This is a genomic window from Bradyrhizobium sp. CER78, from assembly GCF_029846235.1.
Classification (GTDB): Bacteria; Pseudomonadota; Alphaproteobacteria; order Rhizobiales; family Xanthobacteraceae; genus Bradyrhizobium.
The window spans coordinates 95,176-112,002 of the sequence record NZ_JARVWP010000012.1 but is presented as its reverse complement, the minus strand read 5'-3'; the positions used below and the strand labels follow the sequence as shown (position 1 = coordinate 112,002).

The 16,827-nt window shown below is 65.2% G+C and carries 14 protein-coding genes; 7 read left to right on the top strand and 7 right to left on the bottom strand.

Translation table 11 applies throughout. The annotated features are described in order from the left end of the window. Positions 1–28: 28 nt before the first annotated feature. Positions 29–931, top strand: coding sequence for a LysR family transcriptional regulator (locus QDT69_RS24795; RefSeq protein ID WP_279709092.1), 903 nt, complete (start codon positions 29–31; stop codon positions 929–931). 117 nt (positions 932–1,048) lie between these two features. On the opposite strand, the gene QDT69_RS24790 is transcribed toward QDT69_RS24795, so the two are convergent. From QDT69_RS24790 to QDT69_RS24780, 3 genes are all read right to left on the bottom strand, one after another. After that, entirely contained in the window at positions 1,049–2,128 is a 1,080-nt protein-coding gene (locus QDT69_RS24790) for a D-TA family PLP-dependent enzyme (protein WP_279709091.1), read from the bottom strand. A gap of 125 nt (positions 2,129–2,253) precedes the next feature. Beyond that, positions 2,254–4,074: an ATP-binding cassette domain-containing protein gene (locus QDT69_RS24785; RefSeq protein ID WP_279709090.1), complete on the bottom strand. Its 1,821-nt coding sequence runs from the start codon at positions 4,072–4,074 to the stop codon at positions 2,254–2,256. A 4-nt stretch (positions 4,075–4,078) separates the two neighbouring features. Further along, positions 4,079–4,576, bottom strand: coding sequence for a YaiI/YqxD family protein (locus QDT69_RS24780; protein WP_279709089.1), 498 nt, complete (start codon positions 4,574–4,576; stop codon positions 4,079–4,081). 134 nt (positions 4,577–4,710) lie between these two features. On the opposite strand from QDT69_RS24780, the gene QDT69_RS24775 reads away from it, so the two are divergent. Beyond that, positions 4,711–5,514, top strand: a complete 804-nt coding sequence (locus QDT69_RS24775) for a hypothetical protein (protein ID WP_279709088.1) — start codon at positions 4,711–4,713, stop codon at positions 5,512–5,514. Positions 5,515–5,676: 162 nt separating this feature from the next. Here QDT69_RS24775 and QDT69_RS24770 read toward each other — a convergent pair whose 3' ends face one another. Then, positions 5,677–8,049, bottom strand: a complete 2,373-nt coding sequence (locus tag QDT69_RS24770) for a xanthine dehydrogenase family protein molybdopterin-binding subunit (protein ID WP_279709087.1) — start codon at positions 8,047–8,049, stop codon at positions 5,677–5,679. A gap of 219 nt (positions 8,050–8,268) precedes the next feature. On the opposite strand from QDT69_RS24770, the gene QDT69_RS24765 reads away from it, so the two are divergent. From QDT69_RS24765 to QDT69_RS24755, 3 genes are all read left to right on the top strand, one after another. Then, positions 8,269–9,312, top strand: a complete 1,044-nt coding sequence (locus tag QDT69_RS24765) for a Ppx/GppA phosphatase family protein (protein WP_279709086.1) — start codon at positions 8,269–8,271, stop codon at positions 9,310–9,312. 220 nt (positions 9,313–9,532) lie between these two features. Next, positions 9,533–10,228 (top strand): RlmE family RNA methyltransferase, encoded by a 696-nt coding sequence (locus tag QDT69_RS24760; protein ID WP_279709085.1) that lies wholly within the window; start codon positions 9,533–9,535, stop codon positions 10,226–10,228. Between the two features lie 248 nt (positions 10,229–10,476). Beyond that, positions 10,477–11,313, top strand: coding sequence for a Crp/Fnr family transcriptional regulator (locus QDT69_RS24755; RefSeq protein ID WP_279709084.1), 837 nt, complete (start codon positions 10,477–10,479; stop codon positions 11,311–11,313). Between the two features lie 25 nt (positions 11,314–11,338). Here QDT69_RS24755 and QDT69_RS24750 read toward each other — a convergent pair whose 3' ends face one another. From QDT69_RS24750 to QDT69_RS24740, 3 genes are all read right to left on the bottom strand, one after another. Next, a complete protein-coding gene (locus QDT69_RS24750) occupies positions 11,339–11,536 on the bottom strand; it encodes a hypothetical protein (RefSeq protein WP_279709083.1) in 198 nt (65 codons plus the stop codon). Between the two features lie 115 nt (positions 11,537–11,651). Further along, positions 11,652–12,107 (bottom strand): phasin family protein, encoded by a 456-nt coding sequence (locus QDT69_RS24745; RefSeq protein WP_279709082.1) that lies wholly within the window; start codon positions 12,105–12,107, stop codon positions 11,652–11,654. 683 nt (positions 12,108–12,790) lie between these two features. Then, the gene (locus QDT69_RS24740; RefSeq protein WP_279709081.1) at positions 12,791–14,278 is read right to left on the bottom strand and encodes a DHA2 family efflux MFS transporter permease subunit; all 1,488 of its coding nucleotides are present in this window, start codon (positions 14,276–14,278) and stop codon (positions 12,791–12,793) included. A 237-nt stretch (positions 14,279–14,515) separates the two neighbouring features. Here QDT69_RS24740 and QDT69_RS24735 point away from each other — a divergent pair, with 237 nt between their 5' ends. Further along, positions 14,516–14,761 carry a hypothetical protein gene (locus QDT69_RS24735; RefSeq protein WP_279709080.1) on the top strand — a complete coding sequence of 82 codons (246 nt, stop codon included), beginning with the start codon at positions 14,516–14,518 and terminating at the stop codon, positions 14,759–14,761. Between the two features lie 189 nt (positions 14,762–14,950). Beyond that, on the top strand, positions 14,951–16,441 hold the full coding sequence (gene guaB / locus QDT69_RS24730; RefSeq protein WP_074128286.1) for an IMP dehydrogenase: 1,491 nt from the start codon (positions 14,951–14,953) through the stop codon (positions 16,439–16,441). Positions 16,442–16,827 lie beyond the last annotated feature (386 nt).

Below are 16,827 nucleotides of genomic sequence, written 5' to 3'. Positions count from 1 at the left end.
AAGATGATGAAGAATATGCGAGATTGTTATGAACACCCATGACCTTGTGGCTTTCGTCGCCGTGGTGGAGACCGGATCGATCGTCGCGGCCTCAGCACGGCTGAATCTGACCCAGCCCGGGGTGACGCGGCGGATCCAGAATCTCGAGGAGATGCTGGGCGCGCAGCTCTTGGACCGGCTGTCGAAGCCGCTGAAGCCGACGGCGGCGGGCGTCGAGGCCTATGAGCAGGGCCGCCGCGTGCTGCGCATGCTCGACGACCTCAAGTCAGGCGTCGCCAATGACGGTGTGGTGCGCGGCGAGTTCAGGCTCGGGCTGACGCCGTTCCTGTCGGAGGCCGGGCTCACCGGTCCGCTCGATGCGGTGCGCGGCGAATTTCCCGCGCTTGCGTTGCGCGTCGTCTCGGGCTGGTCGCCCAATCACATGGAGCGGGTCAGCCGCAACGAGCTCGACGCCGCCGCGATCTGCCTGCCCGACGGCACCACGCCGCCGGACGATCTCGCCGCCGACGATCTCGGCGCGCAGCCGGTGGTATTCGTCGTCGCGCGCGAGATGAAGACGCCGAAGTTCGTCGACCTCGAATGGCTGTCGCGAACGGGGTGGGTGATCAACCAGGATGGCTGCGGCTTCCGCCAGACGCTGAAGCGGCATTTCGATGCGGCGCACTTACCGTTCAACATCGCGGTGGAAGCGCTCGACAGCGAGCTGCGGCTGTCGCTGGTGGCGCGCGGGCTCGGCATCGGCCTGGTCACGCCGGTGGCGCTCAAGCGCAGCCCGATCCGCAACAGGCTGAAGATCGTGAAGATCGCGGATTTCAATCCGGCGGTGCGTGCCTGGATCGTGCACCGCCCGCCCGCCGGCCGCCTGGCGCGGCCGATCGAGGTGTTTCGCTCGGCGCTGGATCGGGAGTTGCAGGCGCTTATTCGCGGGTAGACGCGTGGTAATTGCGTAGGATGGGTAGAGCGCAGCGAAACCCATCACCTCGCAGCGCGGATTAAAGCTGATGGGTTTCGCTGCGCTCTACCCATCCTACGGGGCCGACGTGTGCGGCTATCGCAACTTCCCCCGTGCCGTCACCGGCAGCGCACTGATGATCTCGTCGCCGCGCACCATCACGACCTCGTCCATCATGTTGACGACGACGCAGACGTGATTGGGCACGATCCGCACGACGTCGCCGACATTCGGCCGCGTGTTGCTGCGGGACAGATCGAGGAAGCCGTGCTCCTCGGCGAAGCGCGCGATCCTGGCTTCGGGATGTTCGAGGATCAGGCCGTGGCCTTCAAGGCCACCGGTGTCCGAGGTCAGCGTCTTGGAGCCGGCATCGAGGATGCCGCGCTCGGGACCGGCGCGGCTGACGACCGTGGAATAGATGTGCAGCGCGCAGTCGTCCCAGGTCGCGACGCCGGCGGCGACCTGCATGCGGTCGTTGTAGATGTAGGTGCCGAAGCGATGCTCGGTGCCGCCCTTCAGCTTGCCGATGTTCACCAGGTTCGGCGTGCCGCCGGTCGAGACCATGGTCGCATCGAGGCCGTGGGCGCGCACGCCGGCCAGCGCCTCGTCGTAGAACTTCTGGGCATCGGCCCAGCCGGTCTCGGTCGGGTACAGCATGAAGCCCGCGAAGCTCAGGCCCTTCGAGGCTGCGATCTCGCGCGCCAGTGCGATTGCCTCGGCCGGGGTCTCGACGCCGGCGCGCTTGCGCCCGGTGTCGCATTCGACCACGACCGAGAGCGGGCGGCCGGAGGCGGCCGCCGCCTTCGGCAGATCGCCGATCACGACGGAATTATCCGCGGCGACGGTGACATTGGCCTTGCCTTGCAGCGCGCCGAGCCGCGCCATCTTCTCGTCGCCGAGCAGATTGTAGCTGATCAGGATGTCGTCGATGCCGCTATCGGCCATGATCTCGGCCTCGCCGAGCTTCTGGCAGGTGATACCCCTGGCGCCGGCCTTGATCTGCAGCTGCGCCAGCATCGGGTTCTTGTGGGTTTTGATGTGCGGCCGGTTGGCGACGCCGGCCTCGTCGCAGGCCTTCTGGATCCGTGCGATGTTGCGCTCGACCCGGTCCATGTCGATCACGGCGCAGGGCGTACCGTATTCCCTGGCGATCTTGGCGGCGAGGGGCGTGGTCATTGGGTCAACTCCGGTTTGACGTTCTCGTCATTGCGAGGAGCGTAGCGACGAAGCAATCCATGCATCCGCGAATGAGGAGAGATGGATTGCTTCGCTTCGCTCGCAATGACGGCAAGGGTCATTGTTTACGCCTGTTCGATCTCTTCGCGCAGCACTTCGAGTTCGAGCCAGCGGTCCTCGGCGGCGGCGAGTTCTTCCTGCGCCTTGGCGATCGCCGCTGAAGCCGCGTCGAATTTCTTGCGATCCTTCGCATAGAGATCGGGGTCGTCGAGCAGCTTCTGCTGCTTCGCGATCTCGGCGTGTAATCTGTCGATCGTCTTCGGCAGCGTCTCCAGCGCGTGCTTCTCGTTGAAACTCAGCCGGCGCCTGGGGGCGGCTTCGGGTGCGGCGGCCCTGGCTTCCTTCTTCTCCTCAACGGCCGCGGCCTCCGCCTTCACCGTCTCGCGCTTCACGTCGGCGCCGCGCTGCGCCAGCATGTCCGTGTAGCCGCCGGCATATTCGATCCAGCGTCCCTGGCCTTCCGGCACGATCACGGATGTAACCACGCGGTCGAGGAAGTCGCGATCGTGGCTGATCAGGATCACGGTGCCTTCGTAGTCGCCGAGCATGTCCTCAAGCACGTCGAGGGTTTCGAGATCGAGGTCGTTGGTCGGCTCGTCCAGGATCAAGAGGTTCGACGGCTTGGCCAGCGCCCGCGCCAGCATCAGCCGGCCGCGCTCGCCGCCGGAGAGCGCCTCCAGCGGGGTGCCGCGCTGCTCCTGCGCGAACAGGAAATCCTTCATGTAGCCGATCACGTGCTTCGACTTGTCGCCGACCATCACGTGATCGCCGCGGCCGCCGGTCAAGGCTTCTGCCAAGGTCAGCTTGGGATCGAGGCTCTCGCGGTGCTGGTCGAGCGTCGCCATCTCGATATTTGCGCCGAGACGCACCGAGCCGGAGTCGGGCGGATCGTTGCCGATCAGAAGATGCACCAGCGTGGTCTTGCCGGCGCCGTTGGGACCGACAATGCCGACGCGGTCGCCGCGCTGGATCCGGGTCGAGAAAGCGTCGACGATCGTGCGCTCGCCGAAGGCCTTGGCGATGCCCTTCGCCTCGATCACCAGCCGGCCGGACTTGTCGGCCTCGGCGGCGGCGAGCGTGGCATTGCCGGTGGCGCCACGATAGTTGCGGCGCTGGTCGCGCAGCGCATGGAGATTGCCGAGCCGCTTGACGTTGCGCTTGCGGCGGCCGGAGACGCCATAGCGCAGCCAGTGCTCCTCGTTGACGATCTTGCGGTCGAGCTTGTGCTGCTCGCGCTCTTCTTCCGCCAGCACCTCGTCGCGCCACGCCTCGAAGGCGCCGAAGCCGCGCTCGATCTGCCGGATCTGGCCGCGGTCGAGCCAGGCGGTCGTGCGCGACAGATTGGTCAGGAAGCGGCGATCGTGGCTGATCAGGACCAGTGCGCAGCGCCGGCTTTCCAACTCGCCTTCGAGCCATTCGATGGTCGGCAGGTCGAGATGGTTGGTCGGCTCGTCCAGCAGCAGGATATCGGGCGAGGGCGCCAGCACCCGCGCCAGCGCCGCGCGGCGCGCCTCGCCGCCGGAGACGTGCGCCGGATCTTCCTCGCCGCTGAGGCCAAGCTGTTCGAGCAGATAGCGCGCCTGGTAGTGGTCGTCGCCCGGGCCAAGGCCGGCCTCGACATAGGCCAGCGTCGTCTTGTGCTCGCCGAAATCAGGCTCCTGTGGCAGATAGCGGATGGTGGCGCCGGGCTGCACGAAACGGCTGCCAGCATCGGGCTCGACCAGGCCGGCCGCGATTCGCAGCAAGGTCGACTTGCCGGAGCCGTTGCGGCCGATCAGGCAGACGCGCTCGCCGGCGGAGACCGACAACTCGACGCCTGACAGCAGCGGCGTGCCGCCGAAGGTCAGGCTGATGTCCTTGAGCTGGATCAGAGGAGGCGGAGCCATCGCGCTAACCTCCGTTCGTCGCCGCCTGCTCGGCGCGGCGGCGCTGGATGCGGCGGATGGTCTGGTCGAGCGTCGACAGGAAATTCGAGCGGTCGCGCGGCGAGTATGATTTCGGCCCGCCGGTGATCTCGCCCGACGAGCGCAGATCGGTCATCAGATTGCGCACTGCGAGCGTCATGCCGATCGACTGTTCGGTGAACGGCTTGCCGTTCGGCGCGATCACGTCGGCGCCGGCCTTCACGCAGCGGCTCGCCAGCGGAATGTCCGCGGTGATCACGACATCGCCCGCATGTGCGCGTTCGGCGATCCAGTCGTCGGCCGCATCCATGCCGGAACCGGCGGCAATGCGCTCGATCAGCGGATCCTGCGGCACGCGGATGAAATTGCCCGCGACCACGCTGACGGGCACGCCGAGCCGGATCGCGACGCGATAGATCTCATCCTTCACCGGACAGGCGTCAGCGTCGACATAGATGCGGGTCAGGGCAGGGGTTTCAGTCATCGATTCCGGGTTCGCAGGCACGGCCTGCGTGTACTCCATGGTGCGGAAAATTGCGAGCAAAACGAGAGGCTTGTCACGCTGCCCGGTTCGACTACGATTGCCTGAGAAAAACAACCGAAATAAGGGGAAACCCCATGCCTTCGACGACGCCTGCGCAGACCTACCGCGTCTCGGCCTACAACACCTCGAAACTGTCAGAGAACAAGATCCACGACGACACGGTGGCGCGGAAGTTCGGCTTTTCCGGCGGTCTGGTGCCCGGCGTCGATGTGATGGCCTACATGATGCATCTGCCGGTGGAGAAATGGGGCCGCGATTTCCTCGCGCGCGGCCTGATCGAGGCGCGTTTCGTCAAGCCGGTCTATGACGGCGAGATCGCGGAATTGACCGGCCGGGAGACCGGCAATGGGCTCACGATCGAGCTCTTCAGCCGCGGCGAGCTCTGCGCCACCGGCACCGCATCGCTGCCGGCCTCGGTGCCGACATTCGTGCTTGGCGACTACAAGCAGGTCGCCGCCGTCACCGAGCGCAAGCCGGTCAGCGCGTCGTCTTATGAAGAGGGCAAGTGGCTCGGCGTCATCCCGCGCGACTGGTCCGGCGATGCGGCCAAGGAGTATCTCGCCGACATCAGGGAGACCGACCCGATCTATCTGCGCGAAGGTCTCGGCCATCCCGGCCTGCTGCCGCGGGTGATGAACAAGGTGCTGGTCGACAATGCGATCCTCGGGCCGTGGATCCATGTCGGCACGAGGATGCAGCTGTTGTCGGCCGGCAAGATCGGCGATGAGCTCACCGCGCGCGCCAAGGTGACCGGCAATTACGACAAGAAGGGCCACCGTTTCGTCGAGCTCGATGCGCTGGTGCTCGGCAACGGCGTCCCGCTCGCGCATTGCTGGCACATCGCGATCACCCAGCCCCGCGAGCAGGCGGCGGCGTAGGGAAGGGGCAAAACCCGTCCGCAGCCAGTGGTGTCATACCCCGCGCATGCGGGGTATCCAGTACGCTGCGGCGTCTCGGCTCAACAACAGCTGCCTCTGGAATACTGGATCACCCGCTTTCGTGGGTGATGACAGTGGTATTGGCTGCGGGGCAGTGCGCCCTTACGCCGCGTTCGCCTTGGCATCCTGGATCGCGCGCCAGACGCGTTCGGGCGTCAGCGGCATGTTGATGTGCTTGACGCCGTATTCCGACAGCGCGTCCACGACCGCATTGACGATGCAGACGAGGCTGCCAGCGCAGCCGGCTTCGCCGCAGCCCTTGGTGCCGAGCGGATTGGACTTCGCCGGCGAGGGGTGATCGCCGACCTGCATCGATGGCACGTCGCCGGCGCGCGGCAGCGCGTAGTCCATGAACGAGCCGGTGATCGGCTGGCCCGAGGCGTCGTAGCTGACTTCCTCCATCAGCGCCTGGCCGATGCCCTGCGCGACGCCGCCGTGCAGCTGGCCGGCGACGATCATCGGATTGATCACGACGCCGAAATCGTTGACCGCCGAGTAGCGCACGATCCGCGTCACGCCGGTGTCGGGATCGATCTCGACCTCGGCGACGTGACAGCCGTTCGGGAAGGTCGACGCGGTTTCCTTGGTGGCGTGATCGACGTCAAGCGTCTCGGGCGTGCCCTCGGGCATCTTGCCCGCGCGCATCCGCTCGGCGAGCTCCATGATGCCGATCGAGCGGTCGGTGCCGGCGATGGTGAAGCGGCCCTGGCCGAACTCGATGTCCGCCTCGGAGGCCTCCAGCATGTGCGCCGCCGCCTTCTTGCCTTTCTCGATCACCAGCGCGGAGGCCTCGACGATCGCCTGTCCCGTCGCGGTGATCGAGCGCGAGCCGCCGGTGCCGTTGCCGAACCGCACCAGATCGCTGTCGCCTTGTTCGAGCGTGATCTTCTCGAAGGGCACCCCGAGCTGGTCGGACAGCACCTGCGCGAACGGCGTGGCGTGACCTTGGCCGTAGTCGAGCGTGCCGGTGGTGAGCTTCACCGAACCATCGGGCTCGAAGGTGATCTTGCCGAGCTCGCCGGACGGCGGCGCGGTGACCTCGAGATAGGAGCCGACGGCGATGCCCCGCAGCTTGCCGCTCTTCCTGCTCTCCTTCTTGCGTTTGGCGAAATTGTCGTAGTCGGAGATCTCGAGCGCCTTCTGGAACACGCCGGCGAAATCGCCGCTGTCGTAGGTGACGCCGGAGGCGGCGGGGAAGGGCAGCTGCGAGGGCTTGATGAAGTTGCGCTTGCGCAGCGTGAAGCGGTTGATGCCCATCTCGTCGGCGGCGGCATCGATCAGCCGCTCCATGTAGTAATTGGCCTCGGGCCGGCCGGCGCCGCGATAGGCGCCCATCAGCGTGGTGTTGGTCAAAACCGTCTTGATGTCGACGCCGAGCAGCGGCGTGCGATAGACGCTGGCGAGGTTCTTGCCCGTGTTGAGCGACAGCGGGCCCGGCGCGACGCCGGTGATGTAGGCGCCGAGATTGCCGTAGCCAGACAGCCGCACCGCGAGGAACTTGCCGTCGGCATCGAGCGCGAGCTCGGCATGGATCAGCTGCGCGCGGCCCTGGCTGTCGGACAGGAAGCTGGTCGAGCGCTCGTCGAGCCACTTCACCGGGCGTCCGAGCTCCCGCGCCGCATGCGCGATGCAGGTGTATTCGGGATAGTTGAGGTTCTTCATCCCGAACGAGCCGCCGACATTGCCGGTCAGGATGCGGACCTTGTCGGCCGGCACGTTGAGCAGGCGCGCCAGGATCGCCTTGTTGCCGGAAACGCCCTGGGTCGGCACCTGCAGCGTGAAGCGCTCGGACTTCTTGTCGTAATGCGCGAGCGCGACGCGCGGCTCCATCGAGACCACGGCGACGCGGGTGTTGACGATGTCGAGTTTTGTGACGTGCGCGGCGGCAGCGAAAGCTGCGTCGATCTTGGCGGTGTCGCCATAGTGATAGTCGAGCGCGACGTTGTTCGGGATGTTGTCATAGAGCTGCGGCGCGCCGGGCTTCGACGCCTCGGCGGCATCGGTCACCGCGGGTAACGGCTCGATATCGACCTCGACCGCCTCGGCCGCATCGCGGGCCTGCGCCGCGGTCTCCGCCACCACGAAAGCGACGGGATCGCCGACGAAGCGCACCTTGTCAGTCACCAGCGCCGGGCGATTGGTCTGCAGCAGCGGCGAGCCGTCGCGGTTCTTCAACGGCAGGCCGCAGGTGAACGGCTTGTAGCCGGCGGCCGCGAGGTCGGCGCCGGTCCACACCCCGAGCACGCCCGGCATCGCCTTGGCGGCTTCGGTATCGATCCCCTTGATGATTCCATGGGCATGGGAAGAGCGAACCATCCAGCAGATGGCCTGGCCGGGCAGGGAGAAATCGTCGGTGTATTTGCCCTTGCCGCGCACCAGGGTGTCGTCCTCCTTTCGTCGAACGGGCTGTCCGACACCGTATTTTTGCAGTGCGATAGCGTTGTCGAGGGAGGCGGGCGGCGTGTGATCTTGCATCGAAAATGACCTGAAATGCCCGGATTTGCTGGAGTTTGGGGGCGCTGAGGAGATAACGCACGCCCTCCTTAACGACAACGCCCGATTGGGCATGGACCCAATGTGAACAGAGTTTGCGCAGGGCTTTGACGCTGCTAAAGTTTCTGTGAACGACAATTATTCGGCGGGCCCAAGGATCCCGATGGATCGACTTTGGGGTCCTGCGGAAAGACAGTTTTGATGAACGACCATGTGCGGCTTTGCGACGGCCCTCCGGCCGGCGAAGCCCCGTCAGGGTTGGTTGCGGCAGCCGCAGATACTGGCGTCTACGCCGCACTCGATCTTGGCACCAACAATTGCCGGCTGTTGATTGCCTGTCCCACTGGCGACGGGTTCCGCGTGGTCGACTCCTTCTCGCGGATCATCCGGCTCGGCGAGGGCATCGCCGCGACCGGCTCGATCAGCGAAGCGGCGATCGAGCGCGCCATCGCTGCGCTCGCCATTTGCAGCGACAAGATCCGCTATCGCAAGGCCCGCCGGCTGCGTCTGATCGCCACCGAGGCTTGCCGCGCCGCCGGCAACGCCGAAAGCTTTCGCGCCCGCGTCGCGGCCGCGACCGGCATCGAGCTCGAGGTGATCGATCGCGAGACCGAAGCGACGCTCGCCGTGATCGGCTGCTCGCCGCTGCTCGATCCGAAGGGGCGGGGCGCCATCCTGTTCGACATCGGCGGCGGCTCGACCGAACTGGTGCGGATCGAGCGCGATCCCGCCGCACCCGACGCGCCGCCGCGGATCAAGGCGTGGATGTCGATCCCGCTCGGCGTCGTGACGCTGGCCGAGCATTTCGGCGGCAGGAACGTCAGCCGGGATTTGTATGCGCAGATGATCGATGAAGTCGCGCGGCATGTCGCTCCGTTCGCGGCCGAGCACGGCCGGGACCTGCGCGACATGCATATGCTCGGCACCTCGGGCACCGTGACCACGCTCGCCGGCGTCTTCCTCAATCTGTCGCGCTACGACCGCCGCCGCATCGATGGCATCTGGATGAACGATGGCGACGTGTCGGCGACGATCCAGAAGCTGCTCGGCATGAGCTATGAGGCGCGCGTCAACAACAACTGCATCAGCGTCGAGCGGGCCGACCTCGTGCTCGCCGGCTGCGCGATCCTCGATGCGATCCGCAACGCGTTCCCGATGCCGCGGCTCCGGGTCGCCGATCGCGGCCTGCGCGAGGGCATGCTGGTCGAGATGATGCGCGAGGACGGCGCGCTGCGGGCATGCTAGAGCTTCTCTTGCCTCGCCCCGCTTGCGGGGAGAGGCCGGATTGCATGTCAATGCAATCCGGGTGAGGGGGGCTCTCCACGAGCCCATCTCTCACCTTCTCTGACGAGGCAGCCCCTCAACCGTAGCCGACGCTTTGCGTCGGCGTCCTTTTAAGAACGGCGGCCGAAGGGCCGCCTATGCCTCTCCCCGCAAGAGCGGAGCGAGGGAGTAGAGAAGTAGTATGGCGAAAGACACCACCGGGAGGCTGCACGTCACGGTCAAGAGCGGCGGCAAGCGCAAGCTGTCGTCAAAACTCTGGCTCGAGCGCCAGCTCAACGATCCCTATGTCGCCAAGGCCAAGGCGATGGGCTACCGCTCGCGCGCGGCTTTCAAGCTGCTCGAGCTCGACGACAAATATCGCCTGCTCAAGCCGGGCATGACCGTGGTCGACCTCGGCGCCGCGCCCGGCGGCTGGAGCCAGATCGCGGCCAAGCGCACCGGTGCCGCCGACGGCAAGGGCAAGGTGGTCGCGATCGATCTGCTGGAGATGGGCGAGATTCCCGGCGTCACCTTCGCGCAGCTCGATTTCCTCGACCAGGACGCGCCGGAGAAGCTGATCGCGATGATGGGCGGCCGCGCCGACATCGTGATGTCCGACATGGCGGCCAACACCACGGGCCATCGCAAGACCGATCAGCTGCGCATCATCGGCCTGGTCGAGACCGCCGCGCATTTCGCCGGCGAGGTGCTCAATCCCGGCGGCACCTTCCTGGCAAAAGTGTTCCAGAGCGGCGCCGACGCCGAGCTGGTAGCGCAGCTGAAGCGCGATTTCGCCACCGTCCGCCACGTCAAGCCGGCGGCCAGCCGGCAGGACTCCTCGGAGCGCTACGTGCTGGCGACTGGGTTTCGCGGGCAGCAGCCGTTGCGAGGAACGTAGCGACGAAGCAATCCATCCAGACGCGCGGTGGGATGGATTGCCTTCCGGCCGGGTACTACCGAGGTCCGGCGACGCCTGGGGGTGGTGCCCCGGAAGGAGGGGGCGCGGACCAAGCTGAAGCTTTTGGAACCCTTTCCCCTGCGGCGTATTCTATTTTCCCGGCGCGGTCTGTTCGTTGCGTATCTCAGCCTGACGCCACCGCGGAATCTGTGCAACGAGCCGCGCCTCCGTCTGGGAGATGTCCTGTGATGGAGTACAGCACGCGCACAGGCAATCGTCTTCTGGCTGCGCTGCCGCACGCAGATTTCGATCTGCTTGTGCCTCATCTGCGCAAAGTATCGCTCGAACGTGACCTCGTGCTGGTGCGGTCGGGCGACCCCGTCGAACAGATTTATTTCCCGTGCACGGCCTTGATCGCGTTCGTCATGGACATGCCGAACGGACAGGCCGTCGCGACCACGATGGTCGGCAACGAAGGGGCGGCCGGCATCCTGTCGACACTGCGGCCGGTCCGTTCGCCGATGACGGCGGTGGTTCGCGTCGCCGGCACGGCATGGCAGATCTCGCCGGCGCGGTTTCGGGCTGCGCTCGTGCGAAGTCATGCGCTCGCGGATACGGTGCAGCTCCATATGCGATCGTTGCTGGTACAGTTCCAGCATATGGCGGCGTGCAATGCGCTGCACTCGGTGGAAGCCCGTCTGGCCCGTTGGCTGCTGCAGATTCACGACCAGATCGGCCAGGACATACTCCCGCTGACGCAGCAGACGCTGTCGGAATTGCTGGGTGTGCGGCGAACGACCGTCACCCACGTCGTGCAGAAGCTTCGCGCATCGGGGGCGATCCGGTCCAACCGACGCAGCTCGATCGAGGTCGACAGGCAGGGCCTCGAAGTGGCGGCCTGCGAATGCTACGAAATCATGCGAGACAGGATCGATCGCATCGTTTCGGCCGAAGGATTGAAACCGTCCGGTCGCGGTGCCGCGGCGCATGGGCCGCAGCGTTCGCACGCTCAACCATGGGCCAATGGCGACAAGGTTCAGGCACATCCGCGTGTGGCGGGGGCCTCGCGATCACGCAGCCATTGATCAACCTGTCAGGCGCGCGTGGGTGTCAGGACGCCTCGAGCATCCGCTCGCCGGGTTCGTCGACCCAAGCGTCCTTGGCAAACCATTCGTGGGTGGCCCGGCAGATCGTGCAGTAAGTGCGCGAAAAGAACACCGTGCTGCAGCGAAATGTCTCGCGGTCGGCTTTTTTGTCGGTTGTGATCGCGCGGCCTGTCCGCGGACATCTGATCATGATCACGCCCACGGCGTCCTCCTCCAACGTCAGGTATTGCTGGATCCGCGCCCCTCGGCTGGACGGCGTCTCTTCTTGTGGGGAGACGCTCGTTCCAGCCGGGGCTCCGGGAGCGGGGGCTTGCTCCTCAGGAAGCTGTCTTCAACGCCCTTGCAAGGCTCTTCTTGAGCGGCTCGGAGGTCTCGGTCGCGACCTTCCTGGTGAGCTCCCAAAGCTCCTTGTTCTGCGCGGTGGTGACCTCAAAATTCCTGCGGCCATGCTCGGCCGAAAGCTGCATCGCCTCCGACAGCGACCTGGTGCCGGCGAGATCGGCCACGAAGGCGAGGGCCGAACTGGCATTGGTGCTCGTGATCTCGACCAGCTTGGCTGCGTAATCCGCGGTGCCGCTGGCATTGATCGAATAGGCTTCCTTGAGCAGGAGGGTGATGTCTGCCGAGGCCTCCTTGACCTTCTCGAACTGTTCCTTGGCGCGCGTCGCATTTTGCTGGGCGATGCCCTGGAAGGCCTTGGGGAAGGCAAACAGGGGCAGGCCGAAGCCGACTTTCGAATTGTCGTTCACTTCGTTCGTATGTGCGTCACTCACTGGCTCTGATCCTTTCAAGCGGAACTCAATCAAGGAAAATCCGGTCCTTCCGTGGCGTACGGACACCACGGAAGGGAATCCGGAGCGCTTCCTCCTGCGTAATTTTCTGCTGATGTGGGGTCACTGCGTGCCCGCTTGAGCCGGACCATGCAGGAGCGGCGGCGGAGCTTCCGTTCGCTTTCTGACTCTCGCGGAGATTTTTTTGCAGGACCCAGCTCAGGCCAACATTTCGACGTGGTCGATAGGAACCTGGAAGGGATGGCCGGCGTCGAATCCCTGCTCCCGGTGCCCGAGCCCCCAAGCCCCACCGGGAGAAAACCCCCACTGGGTTGCGGCCTTGGTGCAGCAGCGTTTCGCGCACTGGGGCCGTTTGTTGGAATAAGCTGGCAAACCGACGTTGCCAGGTGCATATTTCGGCGATGGCGACGATTGTTCAATGCAACTGCGGCGCCGAGTACAGACGCACTGAAGAGAAGTTCTTGGTGCCGCATACGGGTGACGCGATCTGCACGGTCTGCGGAGCAGCGCTGGAATCGTGGCTGGAAGCGACCCACGTTCCTACATACGAACTTATTGAACGTCCGGATCGACAACAGGCAACCGGAATGACCGGCAATCCTTAGCGGCCCGGTCGTGACCGACGGCGCGCTTGACCGTGCCTCGCGAAGAGCTCGCTCGATCGACTACCCCAGCCGCTGATCCCGCGCGTTCTGGGTGTCCTCGGTCGCGACCTTGACGGCTTCGGCGGCGGCGCGCTTCTCGGCGCCCTTGCGGCTGGAGATATCGATTGCCTTGCGGCCGGCGATCTCGTTGCCGGCGTCAACAGGCATCTGCCAGAAGAACCAGGCGGACGCAGCTGAGATCAGCGACACCACGATGAAAGCCGGTCCGAACACATCGGCGGAGAGTTCGGTCTGGTGATGCAGCGCCAGCGTGGTTTCGACCGAGAAGGCGCCGACCGCGACGCCCGCCGACACCGCGAGCTGCTGGTTGACGCTGACGAGGGTGGTGGCGCGGCTCATCTGCGGCGGCTCGACTTCGGCATAGGCGACCGTGTTGATCGCGGTGAATTGCAGCGAGCGGAAGAAGCCGCCGACCACCAGGATGGTGAAGATCAGCATCAGCGGCGTCGAGATCGTGAACAGGGCGCAGGCGGCGAGGAAGGCCGAGCTGACCACCGCATTCACCGTCATCATGTTGCGGAAGCCGAAGGCCTTGATGATGCGCGCCGCCAGCGTCTTCATGCCCATGGCGCCGACCGCGGATGCAAACGTCACGAGGCCGGACTGGAACGGCGACAGGCCGAAGCCGACCTGCATCAACAGCGGCAGCAGGAACGGCAGCGCGCCGATGCCGAGCCGGAACATGAAGCCGCCGATGATCGACGCGCGCATGGTCGGCAGCCGAAGCAGGCCGAAATCGAGTACCGGCGAACCGGTGCGCCGCGCGTGGATGACATAGAGCGTCATCGACACCGTGCCGACGCCGACCAATCCGGCGACGATCGGCCATGGCAACAGGTTAAGGCCGGCGACCGACAGCCCAAAGGCGATGCCGGCGAGCCCGATGCCGGCCAGCACCAGTCCCATCAGATCGAAGCGCTCGGGGGCCTCGCTCTTGATCGGGTCGATGTATTTCAGCGCGAGGAGGATGCCGAGCAACCCGATCGGAATGTTGATCAGGAAGATCCAGTGCCAGGAGAAATAGGTGGTGATGAAGCCGCCGAGCGGCGGCCCGATCACCGGGCCTATCAGCGCCGGCACCGTCACCCAGGCCATCGCGTTGACCAGCGCGCTCTTGTCGACCGAGCGCAATAGCACTAATCGCCCAACAGGCGTCATCATCGCCCCGCCGAGGCCCTGCAGGATGCGGGCGAACACGAAATCGGTCACCGAGGAGGACAGCGCGCAGCCGATCGAGCCCAGCATGAACACGGCGACGGCACCGGCAAACACGATGCGGGCGCCGAAGCGGTCCGCCGTCCAGCCGCTCGCCGGGATGAACACCGCGAGCGACAGCAGATAGGACGTGATCGCAAGCTTCAGCGTCAGCGGGCTGGTGCCGATATCGGCGGCGATCGCCGGCAGCGAGGTCGCGATCACCGTGGAGTCCATGTTTTCCATGAACAGGGCAGTTGCCACGATGAGCGGGATCAGGCGTTGTTTGTTCATCAAAATGGGACGGTTGTGCTGAAAAAGGCGGGCGAGGGGGCTGTATCATCCTCCCCCGGGCCACGCTATTGCGGAACCGGCCAAACGCCCTAAATCCAGCGTGACGCTGGTATGCATCCGCCAGCGTTCGAGCCCCGTTCCGACGGGTCGGAGCGGGGCTCTGGATTCATGTTTTGACGCGTTTTCTTCACGCGAACCGGTAACCACTTCGCTCGAAAACGCTCTGGAAGGTTCGCCGTGATCTACGTCCTTGCCGCTCTCTTGCCGCCGATCGGGCTGCTCCTGAACGGACAGCCGTTTTCGGCCATCCTCAATCTGGTCCTGATCGTGTTTTGCGCGATTTTCGGGCTATTTTTCCATGTCTTGCTGCTGGTGCCGTCGGCCCATGCGGTCATCGCCGTCCACATGAAGCGGGAGGACCGGCGCCACCGCGAGATGGTCGAGGCGATCCGCCGGTACGGGCCGCCGCAGGGTTATCGCTAAACGGGCTACCGGGGGCCGTAAAAAGCCTGTGCATGGCTGGCAAACACTTTGATTCGTCATGCCGCCATGCTATCGACCAGCGTCAACCCCACCGATGGGCGCCGATTCGACGGTGACGCAGCGAGCGTCGCCGCAGGTGGCGTTCATCCGTAAGACCATCGCGGCTGGACCGCAGATAAGGAGTTGGCAATGGCCACGGGATTTCCGGCTATCCGAGAAGCCTTCACGTTTGACGATGTGCTTCTGAAGCCCGGTCTGTCCGACGTCCTTCCCTCGGAAGTCGATATCCGCTCGCGCGTCACCCGCGCGATCTCGCTCAATATCCCGATCATGGCGTCCGCGATGGACACGGTCACCGAGGCCCGCATGGCGATCGCGATGGCACAGGCCGGCGGGCTCGGCGTCATCCACCGCAACTTCGATCCCGACGGCCAGGCCGCGCAGGTGCGGCAGGTGAAGAAGTTCGAGTCCGGCATGGTGGTCAATCCGCTGACCATCGGCCCCGACGCGACGCTGGCCGACGCGCTGACCCTGATGAAGGAAAACGGCATCTCCGGCATTCCGGTCGTCACCGGCGCCGCCAAGAATGTTCCGGGCAAGCTGGTCGGCATCCTGACCAACCGCGACGTGCGTTTTGCCAGCGATCCCCGGCAGAAGGTCTCCGAACTGATGACGCACGAGAACCTCGTGACGGTGCGCGAGGGCGTCGGTCAGGACGAGGCGAAGCGGATGCTGCACAAGCATCGCATCGAGAAGCTGCTCGTCGTCGACGATCAATATCGCTGCGTCGGCCTGATCACCGTGAAGGACATCGAAAAGGCGGTCGCCCATCCGCTCGCCTGTAAGGACGCGCAGGGCCGTCTCCGCGTCGCCGCCGCCACCACGGTCGGCGAGACCGGCTATGAGCGCACCGAGCGGCTGATCGATGCCGGCGTCGACGTCGTCGTGGTCGATACCGCGCATGGTCACTCGCGCCATGTGCTCAATGCCGTCAACCGCATCAAGCGGCTCTCCAATGCCGTGCAGGTCGTGGCCGGCAACGTCGCCACCGAGGGCGGCGCGCAGGCCCTGATCGATGCCGGCGCTGACTGCATCAAGGTCGGCATCGGCCCGGGCTCGATCTGCACCACGCGGATCGTCGCCGGCGTCGGCGTGCCGCAGCTCACCGCGATCATGGATGCGGTTGCGGCGGCGAAGAAGGCCGACGTGCCCGTGATCGCCGACGGCGGCATCAAATATTCCGGTGACCTCGCGAAGGCGCTGGCCGCTGGTGCCGACATCGCGATGGTCGGCTCGCTGCTCGCCGGCACCGACGAGACGCCCGGCGAAGTCTTCCTGTGGCAGGGCCGCTCCTACAAGGCCTATCGCGGCATGGGCTCGGTCGGCGCGATGGCGCGCGGCTCGGCCGACCGCTACTTCCAGCAGGACATCAAAGACACGCTGAAGCTCGTGCCTGAAGGCATCGAGGGCCAGGTGCCTTACAAGGGCCCGGTCGGCAATGTGATGCACCAGCTGGCCGGCGGTCTGCGCGCCGCGATGGGCTATGTCGGTGCCAAGGACATCAAGGATTTCCACGAGAAAGCCGAGTTCGTCCGTATCACCGGCGCCGGCCTGCGCGAGAGCCACGTCCACGACGTCACCATTACGCGCGAAGCCCCGAACTATCCGGGCGGGGTGTAAACACCGAACGTTGTCATTCCGGGGCGGTCCGCAGGACCGAACCCGGAATCTAGCGGTTTCGGGGGCTGTCTCGCGGAGGGGCGTGAGTCAATGAGTCTGCCCGTCAGGAAAGGTCTCGATTTTACGCCGTCACAGTGGATCGCGGCCTTCGCCGGATTCTTCTTATCGGGCGGGCTGGCAAACGTCCTCGTCTTGCGAGGATACCTTCCTAAACATTGGGCCATCATCCTGGTTATCATCGGATTTGGTGCTCCGCCCGCCATTTTAGGATGGCTGAAGGCTCGCACGCGCACTGAGTCCTGATTTTCCGTACATGATTGTGAGCCGACCGGCGATCATGTGCTGGGCATGACGTCCGTCATTTCAAACAGAATTTCAAACAAGCG

Coding starts and splice junctions, on each gene's coding strand:
- QDT69_RS24755 (WP_279709084.1), top strand. CDS start 10,477: ATGGAGTACAGCACGCGCACAGGCAATCGTCTTCTGGCTGCGCTGCCG.
- QDT69_RS24790 (WP_279709091.1), bottom strand. CDS start 2,128: ATGACCACGCCCCTCGCCGCCAAGATCGCCAGGGAATACGGTACGCCC.
- QDT69_RS24775 (WP_279709088.1), top strand. CDS start 4,711: ATGCCTTCGACGACGCCTGCGCAGACCTACCGCGTCTCGGCCTACAAC.
- QDT69_RS24740 (WP_279709081.1), bottom strand. CDS start 14,278: ATGAACAAACAACGCCTGATCCCGCTCATCGTGGCAACTGCCCTGTTC.
- QDT69_RS24785 (WP_279709090.1), bottom strand. CDS start 4,074: ATGGCTCCGCCTCCTCTGATCCAGCTCAAGGACATCAGCCTGACCTTC.
- QDT69_RS24795 (WP_279709092.1), top strand. CDS start 29: ATGAACACCCATGACCTTGTGGCTTTCGTCGCCGTGGTGGAGACCGGA.
- QDT69_RS24760 (WP_279709085.1), top strand. CDS start 9,533: ATGGCGAAAGACACCACCGGGAGGCTGCACGTCACGGTCAAGAGCGGC.
- guaB (WP_074128286.1), top strand. CDS start 14,951: ATGGCCACGGGATTTCCGGCTATCCGAGAAGCCTTCACGTTTGACGAT.
- QDT69_RS24770 (WP_279709087.1), bottom strand. CDS start 8,049: ATGCAAGATCACACGCCGCCCGCCTCCCTCGACAACGCTATCGCACTG.
- QDT69_RS24780 (WP_279709089.1), bottom strand. CDS start 4,576: ATGACTGAAACCCCTGCCCTGACCCGCATCTATGTCGACGCTGACGCC.
- QDT69_RS24765 (WP_279709086.1), top strand. CDS start 8,269: ATGAACGACCATGTGCGGCTTTGCGACGGCCCTCCGGCCGGCGAAGCC.